Source organism: Streptomyces sp. NPDC012510, assembly GCF_042955065.1.
Classification (GTDB): domain Bacteria; phylum Actinomycetota; class Actinomycetes; order Streptomycetales; family Streptomycetaceae; genus Streptomyces.
Map to the genome: position 1 here is coordinate 217,897 of NZ_JBIBEN010000001.1, position 15,866 is coordinate 233,762.

12 protein-coding genes are annotated in these 15,866 nt (G+C 71.8%); 5 read left to right on the forward strand and 7 right to left on the reverse strand.

Annotation, left to right across the window (positions count from 1 at the left end):
* Window positions 1-86 precede the first annotated feature (86 nt).
* Window positions 87-905, forward strand: a complete 819-nt coding sequence (locus ACFY9I_RS00955) for a CDP-alcohol phosphatidyltransferase family protein (RefSeq protein ID WP_390995690.1) — start codon at window positions 87-89, stop codon at window positions 903-905.
* Between the two features lie 40 nt (window positions 906-945).
* Here ACFY9I_RS00955 and ACFY9I_RS00960 read toward each other — a convergent pair whose 3' ends face one another.
* The 3 genes from ACFY9I_RS00960 to ACFY9I_RS00970 form a co-directional block, all read right to left on the reverse strand.
* Window positions 946-1,440 (reverse strand): hypothetical protein, encoded by a 495-nt coding sequence (locus tag ACFY9I_RS00960; RefSeq protein WP_390994784.1) that lies wholly within the window; start codon window positions 1,438-1,440, stop codon window positions 946-948.
* Window positions 1,437-1,565 carry a hypothetical protein gene (locus ACFY9I_RS00965; RefSeq protein WP_390994787.1) on the reverse strand — a complete coding sequence of 43 codons (129 nt, stop codon included), beginning with the start codon at window positions 1,563-1,565 and terminating at the stop codon, window positions 1,437-1,439. The genes ACFY9I_RS00960 and ACFY9I_RS00965 overlap by 4 nt, the downstream gene beginning before the upstream one ends.
* A gap of 81 nt (window positions 1,566-1,646) precedes the next feature.
* Window positions 1,647-2,717 carry a substrate-binding domain-containing protein gene (locus tag ACFY9I_RS00970; protein ID WP_390994790.1) on the reverse strand — a complete coding sequence of 357 codons (1,071 nt, stop codon included), beginning with the start codon at window positions 2,715-2,717 and terminating at the stop codon, window positions 1,647-1,649.
* A 205-nt stretch (window positions 2,718-2,922) separates the two neighbouring features.
* Between ACFY9I_RS00970 and ACFY9I_RS00975 the strand changes: the two genes are divergently transcribed.
* Both ACFY9I_RS00975 and ACFY9I_RS00980 read left to right on the forward strand, forming a co-directional pair.
* Entirely contained in the window at window positions 2,923-3,684 is a 762-nt protein-coding gene (locus ACFY9I_RS00975; protein ID WP_390994793.1) for an oxidoreductase, read from the forward strand.
* A gap of 57 nt (window positions 3,685-3,741) precedes the next feature.
* Window positions 3,742-4,761: a Gfo/Idh/MocA family oxidoreductase gene (locus ACFY9I_RS00980; RefSeq protein ID WP_390994795.1), complete on the forward strand. Its 1,020-nt coding sequence runs from the start codon at window positions 3,742-3,744 to the stop codon at window positions 4,759-4,761.
* Between the two features lie 137 nt (window positions 4,762-4,898).
* On the opposite strand, the gene ACFY9I_RS00985 is transcribed toward ACFY9I_RS00980, so the two are convergent.
* The gene (locus ACFY9I_RS00985; protein WP_390994798.1) at window positions 4,899-5,918 is read right to left on the reverse strand and encodes a substrate-binding domain-containing protein; all 1,020 of its coding nucleotides are present in this window, start codon (window positions 5,916-5,918) and stop codon (window positions 4,899-4,901) included.
* Window positions 5,919-6,213: 295 nt separating this feature from the next.
* On the opposite strand from ACFY9I_RS00985, the gene ACFY9I_RS00990 reads away from it, so the two are divergent.
* Window positions 6,214-7,179 (forward strand): glycoside hydrolase family 6 protein, encoded by a 966-nt coding sequence (locus ACFY9I_RS00990; protein WP_390994801.1) that lies wholly within the window; start codon window positions 6,214-6,216, stop codon window positions 7,177-7,179.
* Between the two features lie 140 nt (window positions 7,180-7,319).
* Here the strand turns inward: ACFY9I_RS00990 and ACFY9I_RS00995 are convergent, their stop codons facing one another.
* Together ACFY9I_RS00995 and ACFY9I_RS01000 are read right to left on the reverse strand one after the other, a co-directional pair.
* The gene (locus ACFY9I_RS00995) at window positions 7,320-11,258 is read right to left on the reverse strand and encodes a helix-turn-helix domain-containing protein (RefSeq protein WP_390994803.1); all 3,939 of its coding nucleotides are present in this window, start codon (window positions 11,256-11,258) and stop codon (window positions 7,320-7,322) included.
* Window positions 11,259-11,419: 161 nt separating this feature from the next.
* Window positions 11,420-11,791 carry a hypothetical protein gene (locus ACFY9I_RS01000; RefSeq protein ID WP_390994806.1) on the reverse strand — a complete coding sequence of 124 codons (372 nt, stop codon included), beginning with the start codon at window positions 11,789-11,791 and terminating at the stop codon, window positions 11,420-11,422.
* Between the two features lie 320 nt (window positions 11,792-12,111).
* Here ACFY9I_RS01000 and ACFY9I_RS01005 point away from each other — a divergent pair, with 320 nt between their 5' ends.
* Window positions 12,112-13,482 (forward strand): AbfB domain-containing protein, encoded by a 1,371-nt coding sequence (locus ACFY9I_RS01005; RefSeq protein WP_390994809.1) that lies wholly within the window; start codon window positions 12,112-12,114, stop codon window positions 13,480-13,482.
* Between the two features lie 249 nt (window positions 13,483-13,731).
* Here ACFY9I_RS01005 and fusA read toward each other — a convergent pair whose 3' ends face one another.
* Window positions 13,732-15,801: an elongation factor G gene (gene fusA / locus ACFY9I_RS01010; RefSeq protein WP_390994811.1), complete on the reverse strand. Its 2,070-nt coding sequence runs from the start codon at window positions 15,799-15,801 to the stop codon at window positions 13,732-13,734.
* Window positions 15,802-15,866 lie beyond the last annotated feature (65 nt).

Genomic DNA, 15,866 nt, shown 5'->3' on the forward strand with positions numbered 1-15,866 from the left:
CGGTTCTCCACGTACGCAGCGGTGGAAGTCGCGGAAAGAGTACGCGGCCGATGATCCACTTTCCACACATGTTCGGAAGGTTTGCGGTGGCCCTGATCAACACTTACGACGGCCGACTGTTGCTCTCGGAGACGACCGTGGGCGCGGGCGCCCAGGTCCTGCTCCTCGCCTTCCTGGGGACGGCGATCGGACTGGGCCCCGCGGGCTGGCTGACCGGGCTGGCCTTCGGGCTCGCCACCTGGGCCGTCCTCAACCGCGCCCTGCTGCGCACCAGGACCCGCACCTTCGGTCCCGCCAATCGCGTCACCCTCGGCCGGGCGATCCTCGTGGGCGCCGTCACGGCCCTGGTCGCCGATTCCTTCCAGAGCTCGCCGCCCGTCTCACTCTTCGTGGGCCTGACCGCCGTGGCGCTGATCCTCGACGGCGTCGACGGCAAGGTGGCCCGCAGGACGGGCACCTCGACCGCGCTGGGCGCACGCTTCGACATGGAGGTCGACGCCTTCCTGATCCTGGTGCTGAGCGTGTACGTCTCCATGTCGATGGGCCCGTGGGTGCTGTTGATCGGCCTGATGCGGTACGTCTTCGTCGCCGCCGCCAAGGCCATGCCGTGGCTGAACGGTTCCCTCCCGCACAGCATGGCCCGCAAGACGGTCGCCGCGGTCCAGGGTGTCTTCCTGTTGGTCGCCGCCTCCGGTCTGCTGCCGTACGCGGCGGGCTTCGGCCTGGTGGCGCTGGCGCTGGGCTCGCTGCTCTGGTCGTTCGGGCGGGACATCGCCTGGCTGTTCCGCAACCGGGAGGGCCGGGGGGAGCCGAGGGTCACGGCGCCCGTCGAGGAGACGATGACCGTGACCGTGGCCCTGGAGGCTCCCGTCGAGCGCCGGACGGCCGAGCTCGTCACGAGCTGACCGGCCGGCCTCTCAGGAGCCGGCCGGCGCGGGGTCCGGCTCAGGGACCCCGCGCGCGGGAGAACCCGCCGAAGGGGATCAGCGGACCGCGAGAACGATCTTCCTGGTCGTCCGGTCGATCTCCCCGGTCGTCCGGTCGATCTCCCCGGTCGTCCGGTCGATCTCCCCGGTCGTCCGGTCGATCTCCCCGCGGGCGTGCGCCTCGCCCGCCCGGCCAGCGGAAAGGCCGCGTCGGAATGGGCCCGAGCTGCCCCTTCTCCGCCGGCTCGGCGATGGTCCGCATCCCGGCGTTGTCCGCCTCGACGAGCATCTGCTCCAGCCGTACGCCCAGCTCGACGGGCCGCCGCGCGTCGTCCTCGTAGCCGACCGGGAGGATCGTGACGAGGACACCGCCCGCGCGCAGCACCTCCAGGGGACGGCCGCGGACGTCACCGGCGAGGGTGTCCCGGGCCACGTCCACGTCCACGTACTCGTCCACGTACTCGTCCACGTCGGAGACGGCCGTCGTGAAGTCCGTTGTCCGGTAGTCGATCAACTCGTCGGCCCCCAGCTTTCGCGCAGCGGTTCGTGCTTGCCGACGCTCGCGGTGCCGCTGACGTACGCGCCGCGCGCCTTGGCGATCTGCACGGCGAGATGGCCGACTCCCCCGGCCGCCGGCATGGATCAGGACGGCCGGAACCTGACGGAGGACGCGGCGTAGGCGCCAGGCCGGGACCGGCGGCCCCTTCCCGGACAGAGCGGCTAGCCGGTGACGGCCCCGGGTCCGGCTCCAGCTCCGGACCCGGACCCGGACCCCGGTGGCATGTTGTAGGGAGTCACCACCTGGATCGGCGACGGCAGGGACGGGCCCTCGTCGGGGAGGGCGTGGTGGGCGCGCATGATGGTCTGGCAGGCGCGCCGGACGTCCTGGCGGAGGTCGTGGTGGAGCACTGCGGAGAGGCGGTGTTCGCGCAGCAGCCGGGTGTTGTCGTGGTCGAGGTCGTGGGCGACGAAGACGTGCGGCTCCCGGCCGAGCGCGGCGAAGGCGTCGAGGGTCGCGGTGTTGCCGCCGCCGATCGAGTAGACGGCGGCGATGCCCGGCTCCCGCTTCAGCGCGTCGAGGACGAGGTCCCGCTGGGTGGCGTCGAGGCCGTCGCTGTCGGTGACCTCGACGAGGGTGCGCCGGGGTTCGACGGCCCGCATCACGCTCCGGAAGCCCATCTCGCGCTCCTCCTCGTTGCGGTAGAAGCTGCGGCTGATCGTCACCAGCACGACGCCCGGCCGCTCGCCGAGCCACTGCCGGAGCAGATACGCGGCGGTCGCCCCGGCGGCCCGGTTGTCTATGCCGACGTACGCGCTGCGCGGACTGCTCGGCAGGTCGGTCACGAAGGTGACCACCGGGACCCCTGCCGCAACCAGCCGCTCGACGGCGGCGGTGACCTCCGGGACGTCGGGCGCCTTGAGGATCACGCCCTGTGAGCCGCGCCGGCCGATCCGGTCGAGCACCCGCACCATCTCCGAGGCGGACCCGGTCTCCCGGAAGTGGAAGCGGGAGCGCACGACCGCCGGGTGCAGGGAGGGCAGTTCGGCCTCCAGCGCCTCACGGACCGCCGTGGAGAAGCGGTCCGGGGTCTGCATCACGATGTCGACCATGAAGGTACGGCCGCCGATGCGCACCTGGGTCCGCTGCCGGTCCAGGTCCTTGACGGCCTGGTGCACCTCACGGGCGGTGCTCTCGCGCACCCCGCCCCGGCCGTTGAGGACCCGGTCGACCGTGGCCTGGCTCAGCCCGGCCTGACGGGCGATCTCACGGATCGTGTAGGGGTGTGCCATGGCGATGTGTCCTGGATCTCGACCGGGGGCCCGGAGGTTGGATCGATGGGATTGATGGGTTTTTGATGGTTCGCTGCGGGTTGTACGAGGGGCCTCGCGCCCCAAGACTGACAGAGGCGAGAGCGCCGCGAAAGCTTCCGCGACCAGGCCGGTTCGCCGGCTCCGGCGGCGCCCGCCGGAGCGGACCGAAAGGACACACGCCCAGATGGCACTACTGCGGGACAAGGTCGTCCTCGTCAACGGCGGCAGCCAGGGCGTCGGCGCGGGCATCGTCCGGGCGGCCCTGCGCGAGGGCGCGACCGTCGCGTTCACCGGCCGCCGCACCGAGATCGGCGAGAAGCTCGCCGCGGACACCGGCGCCGTGTTCCTGCGGGCGGACCTGACGGATGCGGCGCAGGTGCGCGGCGTGGTGGAGCAGGTGGTCACGGCCCACGGCCGGGTCGACAGCCTCGTCAACGCGGCCGGCCTGACCTCCCGAGGCTCGCTCCTCGACACGTCCCCCGAGCTGTTCGACGCGCACATCGCGATCAACCTGCGCGCCCCCTTCTTCGCGATGCAGGCCGTGGTCGAACACCTGGTGGGCCGTGGGGCTCCCGGCACGATCGTCAACATCGGCTCCAACTGCGCCCACGGCGGCCCGCCGTACCTGGCCCCGTACTCCGCCGCGAAGGCAGGCCTGGCGGGCCTGACCCGCAACGCGGCCCACGCCCACCGCTGGGACCGGATCCGGATCAACGACCTCAACATCGGCTGGACGGAGACCGAGGGCGAGGACGCGATCCAGCGGGAGTTCCACGACGCGGGCGACGACTGGCGCGAGCGCGCCGCCGAGCGCCTCCCGATGGGCAAGCTCGGCCAGGTCGACGAGATCGCCGACTTCGTCATCTTCCTGCTCTCCGACCGCAGCGGCGTGGTGACCGGCTCGGTGATCGACTGGGACCAGAACGTCCAGGGCGCCTCGGACTGACCACCCCTGACCTGCTCGTACCTTCTTCACCAGCACATCTGAAAGGGACACTCGATCATGCGCATTGGCATCCTGGGGCTGGGCCGCATCGGCGCCTTCCACGCCGGGACTCTCGCCGGGCTCGACGTCGTGGAAGAGCTGGTGGTCTCGGACCCGGTGGCCGCGGCCGCCTCCGCCGCCGCCGAGAAGTTCGGCGCCACCGTGGCCGACTCCCCCGAGGCCGTGTTCGCCTCCGGGATCGACGGTGTCGTGATCACCGCCGCCACGGACGCGCACCCGGGGCTGATCCTCGCCGCCGTCGAGGCGGGCATCCCGGTGTTCTGCGAGAAGCCGGTGGCCAAGACGGTCGAGGAGAGCCTCACCGTGCTGCACGCCGTGCGGGACAGCGGCATCGAGGCCCAGATCGGCTTCAACCGCCGCTTCGACGCGGGCTGTGTGACCGCCCGCGAAGCCGTCCTCAGCGGTGAGCTGGGCACGCTGCACACCGTACGGTCGACGACGCTGGACCCCGCCCCGCCGCCGGCGGCCTACGTCGCGGTGTCGGGCGGCATCTTCCGGGACTGCGCGGTGCACGACTTCGACGTGGTGCGCTGGGTGACGGGCCGCGAGGTCGTCGAGGTGTACGCGACGGGCGGCAACAAGGGCGCGGAGTACATCGAGGAGGCGGGTGACGTCGACACGGCGTCCGCGCTCCTCACCTTCGACGACGGCACCATCGGGGTCATCTCCAACACCCGTCACAACGCCCGGGGTTACGACGTCCGTCTGGAGGTCCACGGCATGAAGGACAGCATCGCGGCCGGCCTCGACACCCAGCTCCCGCTGCGCTCCGCCGAGCCTGGCGTCACCTTCCCCCCGGGCCCCCCGCACACCTTCTTCATGGACCGCTTCGCCCCCGCCTACCGCGCCGAACTCACCGCCTTCACCGAGGTCGTCGCCGGCACCCGCACCTCCCCCTGCACCGTCGCCGACGCCCTGGAGGCAAGCTGGATCGCCGAGGCGGCGACGCTCTCGGTGGCTCAGCACCGGCCGGTACGGCTGGACGAGGTGCGCAAGGAAGGCGCCCGAGCGGCCTGAGGCCCGGAACGGGCGAAGCCGTCCAGCCGGGCCGGGGTGGCCCAGCCGGGCAAAGCCGTCCAGCCGGGCCGGGGTGGCCCAGCCGGGCAAAGCCGTCCAGCCGGGCGAAGGCCTCTGCCCGGCCCGGCGCCCCCCTGTCAGGTGCTGGAACGGATGACCAGGCGGGTGGGCAGAACCAGCGGGGTGGGGTCCTGTCCGTTGACGAGCGCGACGAGCATGCGGGCCATCTCCCGTCCGAGAGCCGTGATGGGCTGGTGGACGGTGGTGAGCGGCGGATCGGCGATACGGGCCACGCCCAGGTCGTCGAAACCGACCACGGCGACGTCCGCGGGAACCTGCCGCCCGGTCGCCCGCAGGGTGCGCAGCGCCCCCGCCCCCATGTTGTCGCTGGCGGCGAACACCCCGTCCAGGTCCGGGTGTTCCGCCAACAGCGCGGCCATCACAGCGGCTCCGCTGGGCTCGGTGAAGTCCCCCTCCCTCGGCGGGAACGGATCGAGGCCGGCCACCAGCATGGCGTCCCGGTAGCCGCGGTAGCGGGCACGCCCGGCCTCGGTGTCCAGACGCCCGCAGATCGCGGCCACGCGCGTCCTGCCGCGTGAGAGCAGGTACTCGGTCGCCTCGCGGGCTCCCCCGGTGTTGTCGACGTCCACGTACCAGCGGGGAGCCGACCCGACCGGGCGCCCGCCGAACACCACGGGCAGGTCCGCCTCCTCGGCCATCCGGGCCAGCGGATCGTCCTCGCGCAGCGCCATCATCATGACGCCGTCGGCGCCCCTGCAGCGGAGCAGTTCCTCCACCCGCTTGCGACCCCGGTCGGAAGCGGCCAGGCAGAGCATCAGATGCAGGTCGGCCTCCTCCAGGGCGGCCGACGCCCCCACGATCACCTGGGCGAAGAACGGATCCGCGAAGATCGACGGTTCCTCTCCCGAGACGACCAGGGCGGCGGCTCCCGTCTGACGGGTGGCCAGGGCCCGGGCGCTCGGATTGGGTACATAACCGAGCTGCCGGACGGCTCGTTCGACCGCCTCGCGCTTCACCCCGCTGACGTGCGGTGCGTTGTTGAGGACGCGGGAGGCCACCGAACGCGAGACGCCGGCGAGTTCGGCCACGGCGTCGAGTGTGGGCTGCCGACGCGGCGGATCCTCCGACCTGACCACGAACCCCTCCCCCGGCCGAAAACTGGGAACGCTTCCGGTCACTGAGGACCGTAGAGCCCCGAACTCGCCGTGTACAGAGGGAGGTTCACACCTCCGCTCTTGACAGTTCCACCAGCCGGTCACACGATACCGACCACACCCCGAAGGTTCTCAGCGCACCTGGGACCGCTTCCAATGGGAGCGCTCCCACCCCGCCGGACCGTACCAGGAACACCGCACCACCGCACTTCCTCAGCGCGTCGCACGCTCGGGACCAGGGCGCGACGCCTCCCTGCCAGGAAACCGAGGTGATGTCATGCGCCGCAGACTCCGCGTCCTGATGGCAACGCTCTTCGCTCTGCCGCTGGCGCTCACCGTCGCGCCGTCCGCTCATGCGGCCGACCCGACCACCATGACCAGCGGGTTCTACGTGGATCCCGACTCCAGCGCGAAGAGGTGGGTCGCCGCCAACCCCGGCGACGGCCGGGCGTCCGCGATCAACGCCTCTATCGCCAACACCCCGACGGCCCGCTGGTTCGGCTCCTGGAGCGGCGCGATCGGCTCCGCGACGGGCTCGTACGCGGGCGCCGCGGACAGCCGGGACAAGCTGCCCCTCCTCGTCGCGTACAACATCTACCACCGTGACCACTGCGGCGGGCACTCCGCGGGCGGGGCCTCCTCACCGTCCGCCTACGCGAGCTGGATCGCCCAGTTCGCCGGCGGGATCGGCAACCGCCCGGCCCTCGTCGTCCTGGAACCGGACTCCCTCGGGGACTACGGCTGCATGAACCAGGCCCAGATCGCCGAGCGCCAGGGCATGCTCACGGGCGCCCTCTCCCAGTTCGCCCGCCAGGCCCCCAACACGTGGGTCTACATGGACGCCGGCAACCCGGCCTGGACGGATGCGGCGACCATGGCCCGGCGCCTGCACGAAGCCGGCCTCCGGCAGGCCCACGGCTTTTCGCTCAACGTCTCCAACTACCTCACCACCGGCGAGAACACCGCCTACGGAAACGCCGTCAACAGTCAACTCAGCGCCCGCTACGGCTACACCAAGCCGTTCGTCGTGGACACCAGCCGCAACGGCAACGGCTCCAACGGCCAGTGGTGCAACCCCTCGGGCCGCCGCATCGGCCCCGCCACCCAGATGGGCGGGGGCGCCGAGATGCTCTTGTGGATCAAGGTTCCGGGCGAGTCCGACGGCAACTGCGGCGTCGGATCCGGTTCCTCGGCGGGCCAGTTCCTCCCCGAGGTCGCCTACAAGATGATCTACGGCTACTGACCCCACACTCCCGTGGCCCGGTACACCACGCCCTGCGACCGGGCCACGGGGCTCGGCGGGGGCACCGGGCCGGGTCTGGGAGCGATCGGCGAGGGCGAGGGCTCCGAGCAGGGCGGTCGGCCGACCGCCCAGGAGCGTCCTCAGGAGCGCCCTTGTGCTCGCCCACAGGCCGAGCCCGCCGGGAGGGGCACCCCCGGCAGGAGGCTGTCGCGTTCGTCGGCGCCGATTCCGGCGCTCAGCCGGCAGATCTCCGCCATCCGCGTCCCGGGGTCGAGGTCCCACAGCCGTACCGTGCCGTCGGTGCTGCTGCTGGCCACCGTCCGCCCGTCGGGCGCGAAGTCCACGCCCCACACGGCGTTGGTGTGGCCGGTCAGTGTCGCCCACGGCCGCCGTGCGGCGACGTCCCACAGGCGCACCGTACGGTCGTTGCCGCTGCTGGCGAGCATGCGGCCGTCCGGTGAGAAGACGAGACCGCGGGTGGAGCCGGTGTGCCCGGTCAGGGAGACCTCGAAGCGGCCTTCGCGGACGTCCCACAGGCGGACCGTGCCGTCGTTGCCGCTGCTGGCGAGGGTGCGGCCGTCCGGGCTGAAGGCGACGCCCCGCACCGCGCCCGTGTGCCCGGTGAGTTCGGTCGGCGGACGGTGGGAGGCGACGTCCCAGAGCCGTACGGTCAGGTCGTCACCGGCGCTCGCCAGGATGCGGCCGTCGGGGCTGAAGGCGATGTCGTTGACGTAGTCCTCGTGTCCTTCGAAGGTGGCGGTCTCGCGCCGCGAGGAGATGTCCCACAGGCGGACCGTGCGGTCGGCCCCGGCCGAGGCGAGGGTTTCGCCGCCGGGTGCGAAGGCCACCGAGAAGACCTCCCCGGTGTGACCGGTCAGCGTCGCCAGGTGCTTGCGCCCGGCCACGTCCCACAGCCGGACGGTGCCGTCGGAGCCCGCCGAGGCCAGGGTCCGGCCGTCGGGGCTGAACGCCACCGAGAAGACCGTCTCGGTGTGGCCCGTAAGCCGCTTCAGCAACCGATGGGCCTTCACGTCCCAGAGGCGGATCGTGTGGTCGGTGTCGGCGGTGGCCAGGAGTCTGCCGTCCGGGCTGTACTCGGCCTGCCAGACCTCGGTGAACGGACGTGAGGTCAGCACGGGTCCGCCGAGGTCCCAGAGGACCACGGACTGGTCGAAGCCGGCCGTGGCCAGCAGAGCGCCGTCGGAGGTCACGGCCACCCCCATGACGTAGTCGGTGTGTCCGGCCAGCACGGCGGTCTGCCGGCCGCTGCGCACGTCCCACAGCCGGGCGGTGCCGTCGCCGACCGCGCCGACCACGGCGGCGCCGTCGGGTGTGTAGGCGACGGCGTTGATGTCGTCGCTGCCGCCGGTGAAGGTCGCGGTGGCCCGGCCGTCGCGGACGTCCCACAGCCGTACGGTCCGGTCGATGCCGCCGGAGACCACATGCCGTCCGTCCGGGGAGAAGGCGGCGCCCAGCACCTCGTCGGTGTGCCCTTCGAGGACGTCGAGTTCCCGGGCGCGGTCGGTGTCCCACAGGCGTACGGTCCGGTCGGCGCCGGCGGAGACGAGGGTGCTGCCGTCGGGGGCGTACGCCAGCGCGTTGACGGTGCCCCTGTGGCCGGTGAGCGAGGCGGTGCGCCGGGGTGTGCTCCCGGCGTTCCAGAGCTGGACCGTTCCGTCGGCGGTCGCGACGGCGAGCGCGCCGCCGCGCGGATCGAAGGCCACCGCCCGCGCGCCCTTCGTACGCGCGGAGAGCGTGGCCGTGCGGCGGCGGTCGGCCACGTCCCAGAGGACCACGGGCCCGTCGGTCGACGTGGCCGCGAGGGTATGGCCGTACGGGCTGAAGGCGACCGAGCGGACCCGTCCGGGGACGGTGAAGGTGGCGAGCTCGCGATGGTCGTCGCCCGTGCTCCGCAGGGTCACCGTGCCGTCGGAGCTGGCAGTGGCCAGCGCGCGGTCGTCGGGCGCGAAGGCGACCGCGTTGACCGGCCCCCGGTAGCCGCCGAGCCGGGCCTCGAAGGGCTGGGACTGGGTGCTGAGGACGGCCCCGCGGGCCTCGACGGTGGTGTCGGCCCGGTAGGCCTCCCCGGCGAGCAGCATCGACGCCTCGGGCCGGCCGCCTGCGAGGGACGCGGAGCGCACGGCGAGAGCCTGGGAGCGGGCGACGCGTTCCTGGTCGAGGGCGCCTGCCCGCTGCTGGTAGGCGAGGCCGCCGGCGGTCACGGCGAGCCCCAGCAGGACGACGAGCGTGGCGAGCATGGACTGCCGCAGACGGATCTGCCGTGCGGCCTGTCGGCGGCGGCCGTCCTCCTCTTCCTGACTTGCCCTCAGGAAGGCCTCCTCGCCGGGTCCGAGCCGGCACCAGCCCTCGGACTCGTCGGCCCAGGAGTGTGCGGTCTCCAGCCGTGTGCCCCGGTAGAGCAGGGACGGGTCACGGCCCTCACGCTCCCATTCCACGGCCGCGTGGGCGAGTTGCTGGTGGAGGAGGAGGCCGGCCCGATCGGCCTGGATCCATTCCCGCAGCCGGGGCCAGGCGTGCAGCAGTGCCTCGTGGGTGATCTGGATCGTGTCGCTGTCCATGGTGACGAGCCGGGCGCGTACGAAGGCGTCGAGCGCGGCGGCGGCGCCGTCCGCGTCGTCGAACTGCCGCATCACGGCGGCCGTGCTCATCCTGCGACGGGTCGCGCCCGCGCCGTCCGCGACGAGGACCAGCCGGGACAGGATGCGGCGGATCGTCCTCTGCTCGGCCGGGTGCAGCCGGGCGAACACGGTCTCGGCGGTGCGGGCGACGGCTCCCTGGATGCCGCCGGCCCGTTCGTACCCGTCGACGGTCAGCGCGGAGCCGGTGCGGCGCTGCCAGGTGGCGAGCAGTGCGTGGGAGACCAGGGGGAGCGCGCCGGACGGTGCCTCGTCGGCGCCGATCCTGGTGGGGTGCGGGGTGCCCCGGAGGGCGGTTCGATGCGCGTCCGTGTCGGGTTCGTCGCGCAGTCCGGCGTCGCGGAGGAGGAGGGAGACGAGGCCCGGTTCGAGGGTGACACCGGCGAGTTCGGCGGGGCGGGTGATCGACTCCCGTAGCTCCGCGACGGACATCGGCGCCAGTACGAACAGTCCGTCGGTGAGGACCGGGGTCAGTTCGGGCAGCCCCAGACAACTGCCGGTGAAGTCGGCGCGTACGCCCAGCACCACGACGGCCGGGGTGTGCGTGTCCTGCGCCGGGTCGGCGGTGGCCAGGGCGCGGAGCACCCGGACGTAGGCGCGTCGCTCCTCCTCGTGCGGGCAGAGGGTGAACAGCTCCTCGAACTGGTCGACGATCAGCACCGGGCGAGCGGGCGGGGGCCGCCGGTCCTCGGTCGCCGTCGGCGGTTCGTCCACCATCGTGCGCACGGCGTCGAGCAGGGTGCCGGGGTTCTCCCGCACCTCCGCCACGGTGACGCCGAGGTCGCCGCCGACGGCTTTGGCGGTGCGTTCCAGCAGTTCGTCCAGCGGGCGGGACGTGGGGGTGAGGAAAACCACCGGCCAGCGGTCGGCGCCCGGCATCGGGAAGTCGCCGCGCCGCAGGGCGGGGACGAGACCGGCGTTGAGCAGGGACGACTTGCCCGCGCCCGACGGGGCGACCAGCGTCAGCGGCCCGCTGCCGACGCGTTCGAAGACCCGTTCCACCAGTGCGGCCGTCGCGCGCTCCCGGCCGAAGAACCACTCCGCGTCCTGCGGGGTGAAGGCCGCCAGCCCTCGGTAGGGGCACGTACCCCCCGGCTGCCGCGTCCCGAGGCCGGCTCCGCCGTCGCCACCGCCGTCGCCGCCGCGTTGCTGCGCCTGGTGCACCAGGCGCAGCAACGCGCCCTCGGCGCGCAGCACCTGGTCGCAGAGACGGGCGACGTCGACGGTGGCACGTTTCGTGCCCGTCTCGATCTTGCTGAGATAGCCCTTGCTGTAGTGGGTCTGCCGGGCCAGATCGGTGAGCGACAGGCCGCGTTCACGCCTCAGTCGTCGCAGTTGTGCGGGGAAGGACCGCGTGGTCGGCGCGGTCGGCTCCGGGTCGTTCCGGTGGTCTGGTGCATCTCCGAGCTGCGGGTCCCCCAAGGTGTCCCCCAAGGCAGTGCGGGCCGTGAGACGGCGGATGCCAAAGGCTAGCGGCGGGGCGGCGAGGGGAACCAAGTCTTTCACTCGGAGTGGCGAAAACACGGGCGTCCGGAACCGCGGGCGCGGTTCCGGACGTTGTCCGTGCTCGTGATCGGCCGGGATCAGGCTTGGAGGGTGATGGAGTTGATGGGCGTCATGTTCTTGTCGATGTACCAGCCGGCCGGCAGGTGGCCCTGGCAGCCGGTGCCGTTGTAGCCGGTGCAGGTGCGCATGGTGGCACCACCGGTCTGGTTGTTGTAGATGCGGTAGGTCCCGACCACGTTGCTGAGGTTGTAGGTCCCGTACCGGTAGTACTTGTGGGTCGGCGTGTTGTTGTTCCAGCCGGCTCCCGGATACATGCACACATATCCGGACGGGCAGCCGTAGCTGTCGGCCTGCGGCGCCGCCTGTGCCTGGCCCGCGCCGGCAGCCGTCATCGCGCCGACGGCGAGCGCCATCGCGGCCACGGTCCTCATCACCTTGAGCTTGCGCATCGTTCCCCCTTGGTCGTGGGTCTTGCTGCGTGCTGACGAGTCCAGAGTTGCCCCGCCGCTCACCGGGGTCGACGGGTTTCCTGTTGCCCGCCTGCGGAACGGCCGGGAAACCGGTCTCGACCTGGACGAACACCGGCGCGGAGGCAACGCCGGCAACGCACGGCACGAACAAGCGGAATCACGCTTCGCGCAATCCTGGCTCAATCCATTGACGCGATCTTGTCCCCCTCTTATCTTCTGATCGAAGTTACGCACGATGTGCGACATTTCGAGCAATCTCCTCAGGCCTCAGGGCAGTTCACGCAGAAATGGGACGAGCGTTGAACAGAACCCTCAGGGCGGTCATCGCCCTCCTCACCTCGGTGGCCGCCCTGCTGGGGCTCACCACCGCCTTCGCCGGTCCGGCAGGAGCCGCCCATCCGTCGCCGGGGCAGGCGACGCGGTACACCATGACCGCGTTCACCAACAGCAGCGAGTCGAACATGTACGTGTACGACTCGCCGGACGCCACCGCGTTCACGCTCCGGAAGGGCCCGGCCTACACGCCGCCCTCCGGCCTGATCCGCGACCCCAGCATCTTCAAGCACACGGACGGCTTCTACTACCTCACCTACACCACCCGCACCTGGTCCGCGCTCTCCACCACCATCGGCTTCGCCCGCTCCACCGACCGCCTCAACTGGACCTTCCTGTACGACCACACGGTCCCGATCAGCGGTCTGCAGCGCGCCTGGGCGCCGGAGTGGTTCGTCGACAGCAACGGCAGCGTCAACATCATCCTGTCGGCGTCGACCGCGGCGGGCGGCGAGTGGACCTTCAAGCCGTACAAGCTGACGGCGACGAACTCCTCCCTCACCGCCTGGTCCGCTCCCACCGTGCTGTCCGGCATCGGCCCGAACTACATCGATACCTTCATCGTCAAGATCGGCTCCACGTACCACGCGTTCGCCAAGAACGAGACGACGAAGTACATCGAGTACGGCACCGCCTCCAGCCTCACCGGCCCGTACAACATGACGAAGACGGGTGACTGGGCGGGCTTCGGCGACTGGGTCGAAGGCCCGGCCCTGGTCCAGCTCGACAACGGTGGCTGGCGCATCTACTTCGACGGCTACTCCGACACGAAGTACTGGTACAGCGACAGCTACGACAACTTCGCCACCTGGTCGACCCCGACCGAACTCCCGGGCCTCACCGGCTTCGTTCGCCACCTGACCGTCCTGAAGGAGACCGTCTCCGGTGGCGTCACCCTCCCGACCAACACCACCCGGTCCCTGCAGTCCGTCAACTTCCCCGGCCGCTACGCCGTGCGCCGCACCGACAACCTCGGCTACGTCGACCCGCTGACCTCCTCCAGCACCACCGCCGTGAAGCAGAGCGCGACCTTCACGATCGTGCCCGGCCTCGCGGACGCCAACTGCTACTCCTTCCGCGACTCCGCCGGCCGCTATCTGCGGCACTGGGACTTCCGGGCCCGCTTCGACGCGGACAACGGCACGGCCGTGTTCGACAGGGACGCCACGTACTGCGCCCGTCCGGGCTCGACCGCCGGCTCGGTCAGCCTGGAGTCGTACAACTACCCGGGCCGCTACCTCCGCCACTACGACTACGCACTCCGCATCGACCCCTACCAGGCCACGGCCACCTTCCGAGCCGACAGCTCCTTCACCGCGGTGAGCCCCTGGGCCTAGCAGCACCGCGCGAAGCCCCCGCGCCCCGCAAAGGGGCGCGGGGAACTGCGCGATGAGCCACGAACCACCCGCACCCGCACCCGCACCCGCTAACGAACCCCACGTTCCGAGCTGGAAGGCGAACGCGGGGTCGAAGGGGCGACAGCCCCTGGGGACAGGACAGGACAGGACGGGATGGGACGGGGCGGGGCGGCGGGGCCGAGGCCCCAGCGGACGACCCCCACCGGCCGGGCAGGGCCGCCCCACTAGTCACCGCTCACTCATCACCGAGGCCGGCGCCGACGCATATCCCGCGGGGCGAGTCGTGAAGGTCCCCCGCCCCTGCGTCCGGCTCCGCAACCGGGTCGCGTACCCGAACAACTCCGCCAGCGGCACCGTCGCCGTGACGACCACCGCCCCCGCCCGGAGAACGGAGTCCGACACCCGCCCCCGCCGCGCGGCGAGATCCCCGAGCACCCCGCCCACGGCGTCCGAGGGCACCGTGACCGTGACGTCGGCGACCGGTTCCAGCAGCCCCATCGCGCTCCCTCGCATGGCCTCCCGCAGCGCCAGCCGCCCGGCCGTGCGGAACGCCACCTCCGAGGAGTCCTTGGAGTGGGTCGCCCCGTCGGTCAGCGTGACGCTCAGCCCGGTCACCGGGTGACCGCCGAGCGGCCCCTCTGCGAGGGCGTCACGACAGCCGGCCTCGACCGCGCGGACGTACTCCTGCGGCACCCGGCCCCCGACGACGGTCGAGCGGAAGACGAACCCGGTGGCGGCACCGTCACCCTCCGCCTCCAGAGGCTCCACGTCGAGCACGACATGGGCGAACTGCCCCGCCCCGCCGTCCTGTTTGACGTGCCGGAAGACCAGCCCGGACACCCCACGCACGACCGTCTCGCGATACGCCACCCGAGGCCGCCCGACGGTGACCTCCAGACCCTGGGTCCGCCGGATCTTCTCCACCGCCACCTCCAGATGTAGTTCGCCCATGCCGGACAGCACGGTCTGGCCCGTCTCGGGGTCGGTCCGTACGACCAGCGAGGGGTCCTCCTCTGCCAGCCGCGCCAGGGCCGTGGCCAGCCGGTCGGTGTCGGTGCTCCTGCGTGCCTCGACGGCCACCGACACCACGGGGTCGGCGACGGTCGGCGGTTCGAGGAGCAGCGGCGCCGTCGGCGCGCACAGCGTCGTTCCCGCACGCGCGGACTTCAGCCCGACCACTGCGACGATGTCCCCGGCCACCGCCCGATCCAACTCGGCGTGCCGGTCGGCCTGGACCCGCAGGATGCGTCCGATCCGCTCGGTGCGCCGCGTTCCCGCGTCCAGCACGACGTCCCCCTTCCGGATGCTTCCCGAGTACAGCCGCAGGTAGGTCAGCCGTCCCGTGGCCGTGGCGCTCACCTTGAACGCCAGGGCCGCGAGTGGTGCCAGGACGTCGGCCGCACGCTCCAGTTCCGTACCGTCGTGCGTCCCCCGCACGGCCGGTACGTCGAGCGGCGACGGCAGATACGCCACCACCGCGTCGAGCAGTGGTTCGATGCCACGGTTGCGGTAGGCCGAGCCGCACAGCACGACCACGCCGTCGCCCGTGCGTGTGAGGTCGCGCAGCGCTGAGGTCAGCGTCCGCGCGGAGAGCGTGGACTCGGCGCAGAACTCCTCCAGCGCCAGGGGATGCAGTTCCGCCACCGCCTCCTCCAAACGCCGTCGGCGTCGCTCGGCCTCGTCCCGCAGGCCGTCCGGCACGGGGCCCTCCTCGGCTGTGCCACCGTCGTCCGCCCAGACCAGCGCCCGCATGCGCGGCAGGTCGACGACTCCGGTGAAGCCGTCCTCCGTACCGATCGGCAACTGCACCACCAGCGGGGCCGGATGGAGCCGCTCACGGATCGACTCGACCGCCGTGTCGAGGTCGGCGCCCGCGCGGTCCAGCTTGTTGACGAAGGCGATCCTCGGTACGCCGTGCCGGTCTGCCTGCCGCCACACCGACTCACTCTGCGGCTCGACCCCGGCGACCGCGTCGAACACGGCGATCGCGCCGTCGAGCACCCGCAGCGAGCGTTCCACCTCGTCGGCGAAGTCGACGTGGCCCGGTGTGTCGATCAGGTTGATCCGATGGCCGTCCCAGGCGCAGCTCACCGCCGCCGCGAAGATCGTGATGCCGCGATCGCGCTCCTGCGGATCGAAGTCGGTGACGGTTGTTCCGTCGTGGACCTCACCCCGCTTGTGCGTGGTCCCGGTGGCGTAGAGGAACCGCTCGGTGACCGTGGTCTTGCCGGCGTCGACGTGGGCGAGGATGCCCAGGTTCCGGACGGCGTTCAGGGTGTTGTGGACGTTGCTGCGCATGGCCCGTGGCCTTTCGGATGAGCTGTTTCGGGGCAGCGCGATTCCCGTACGGGGCCGACGCGGGC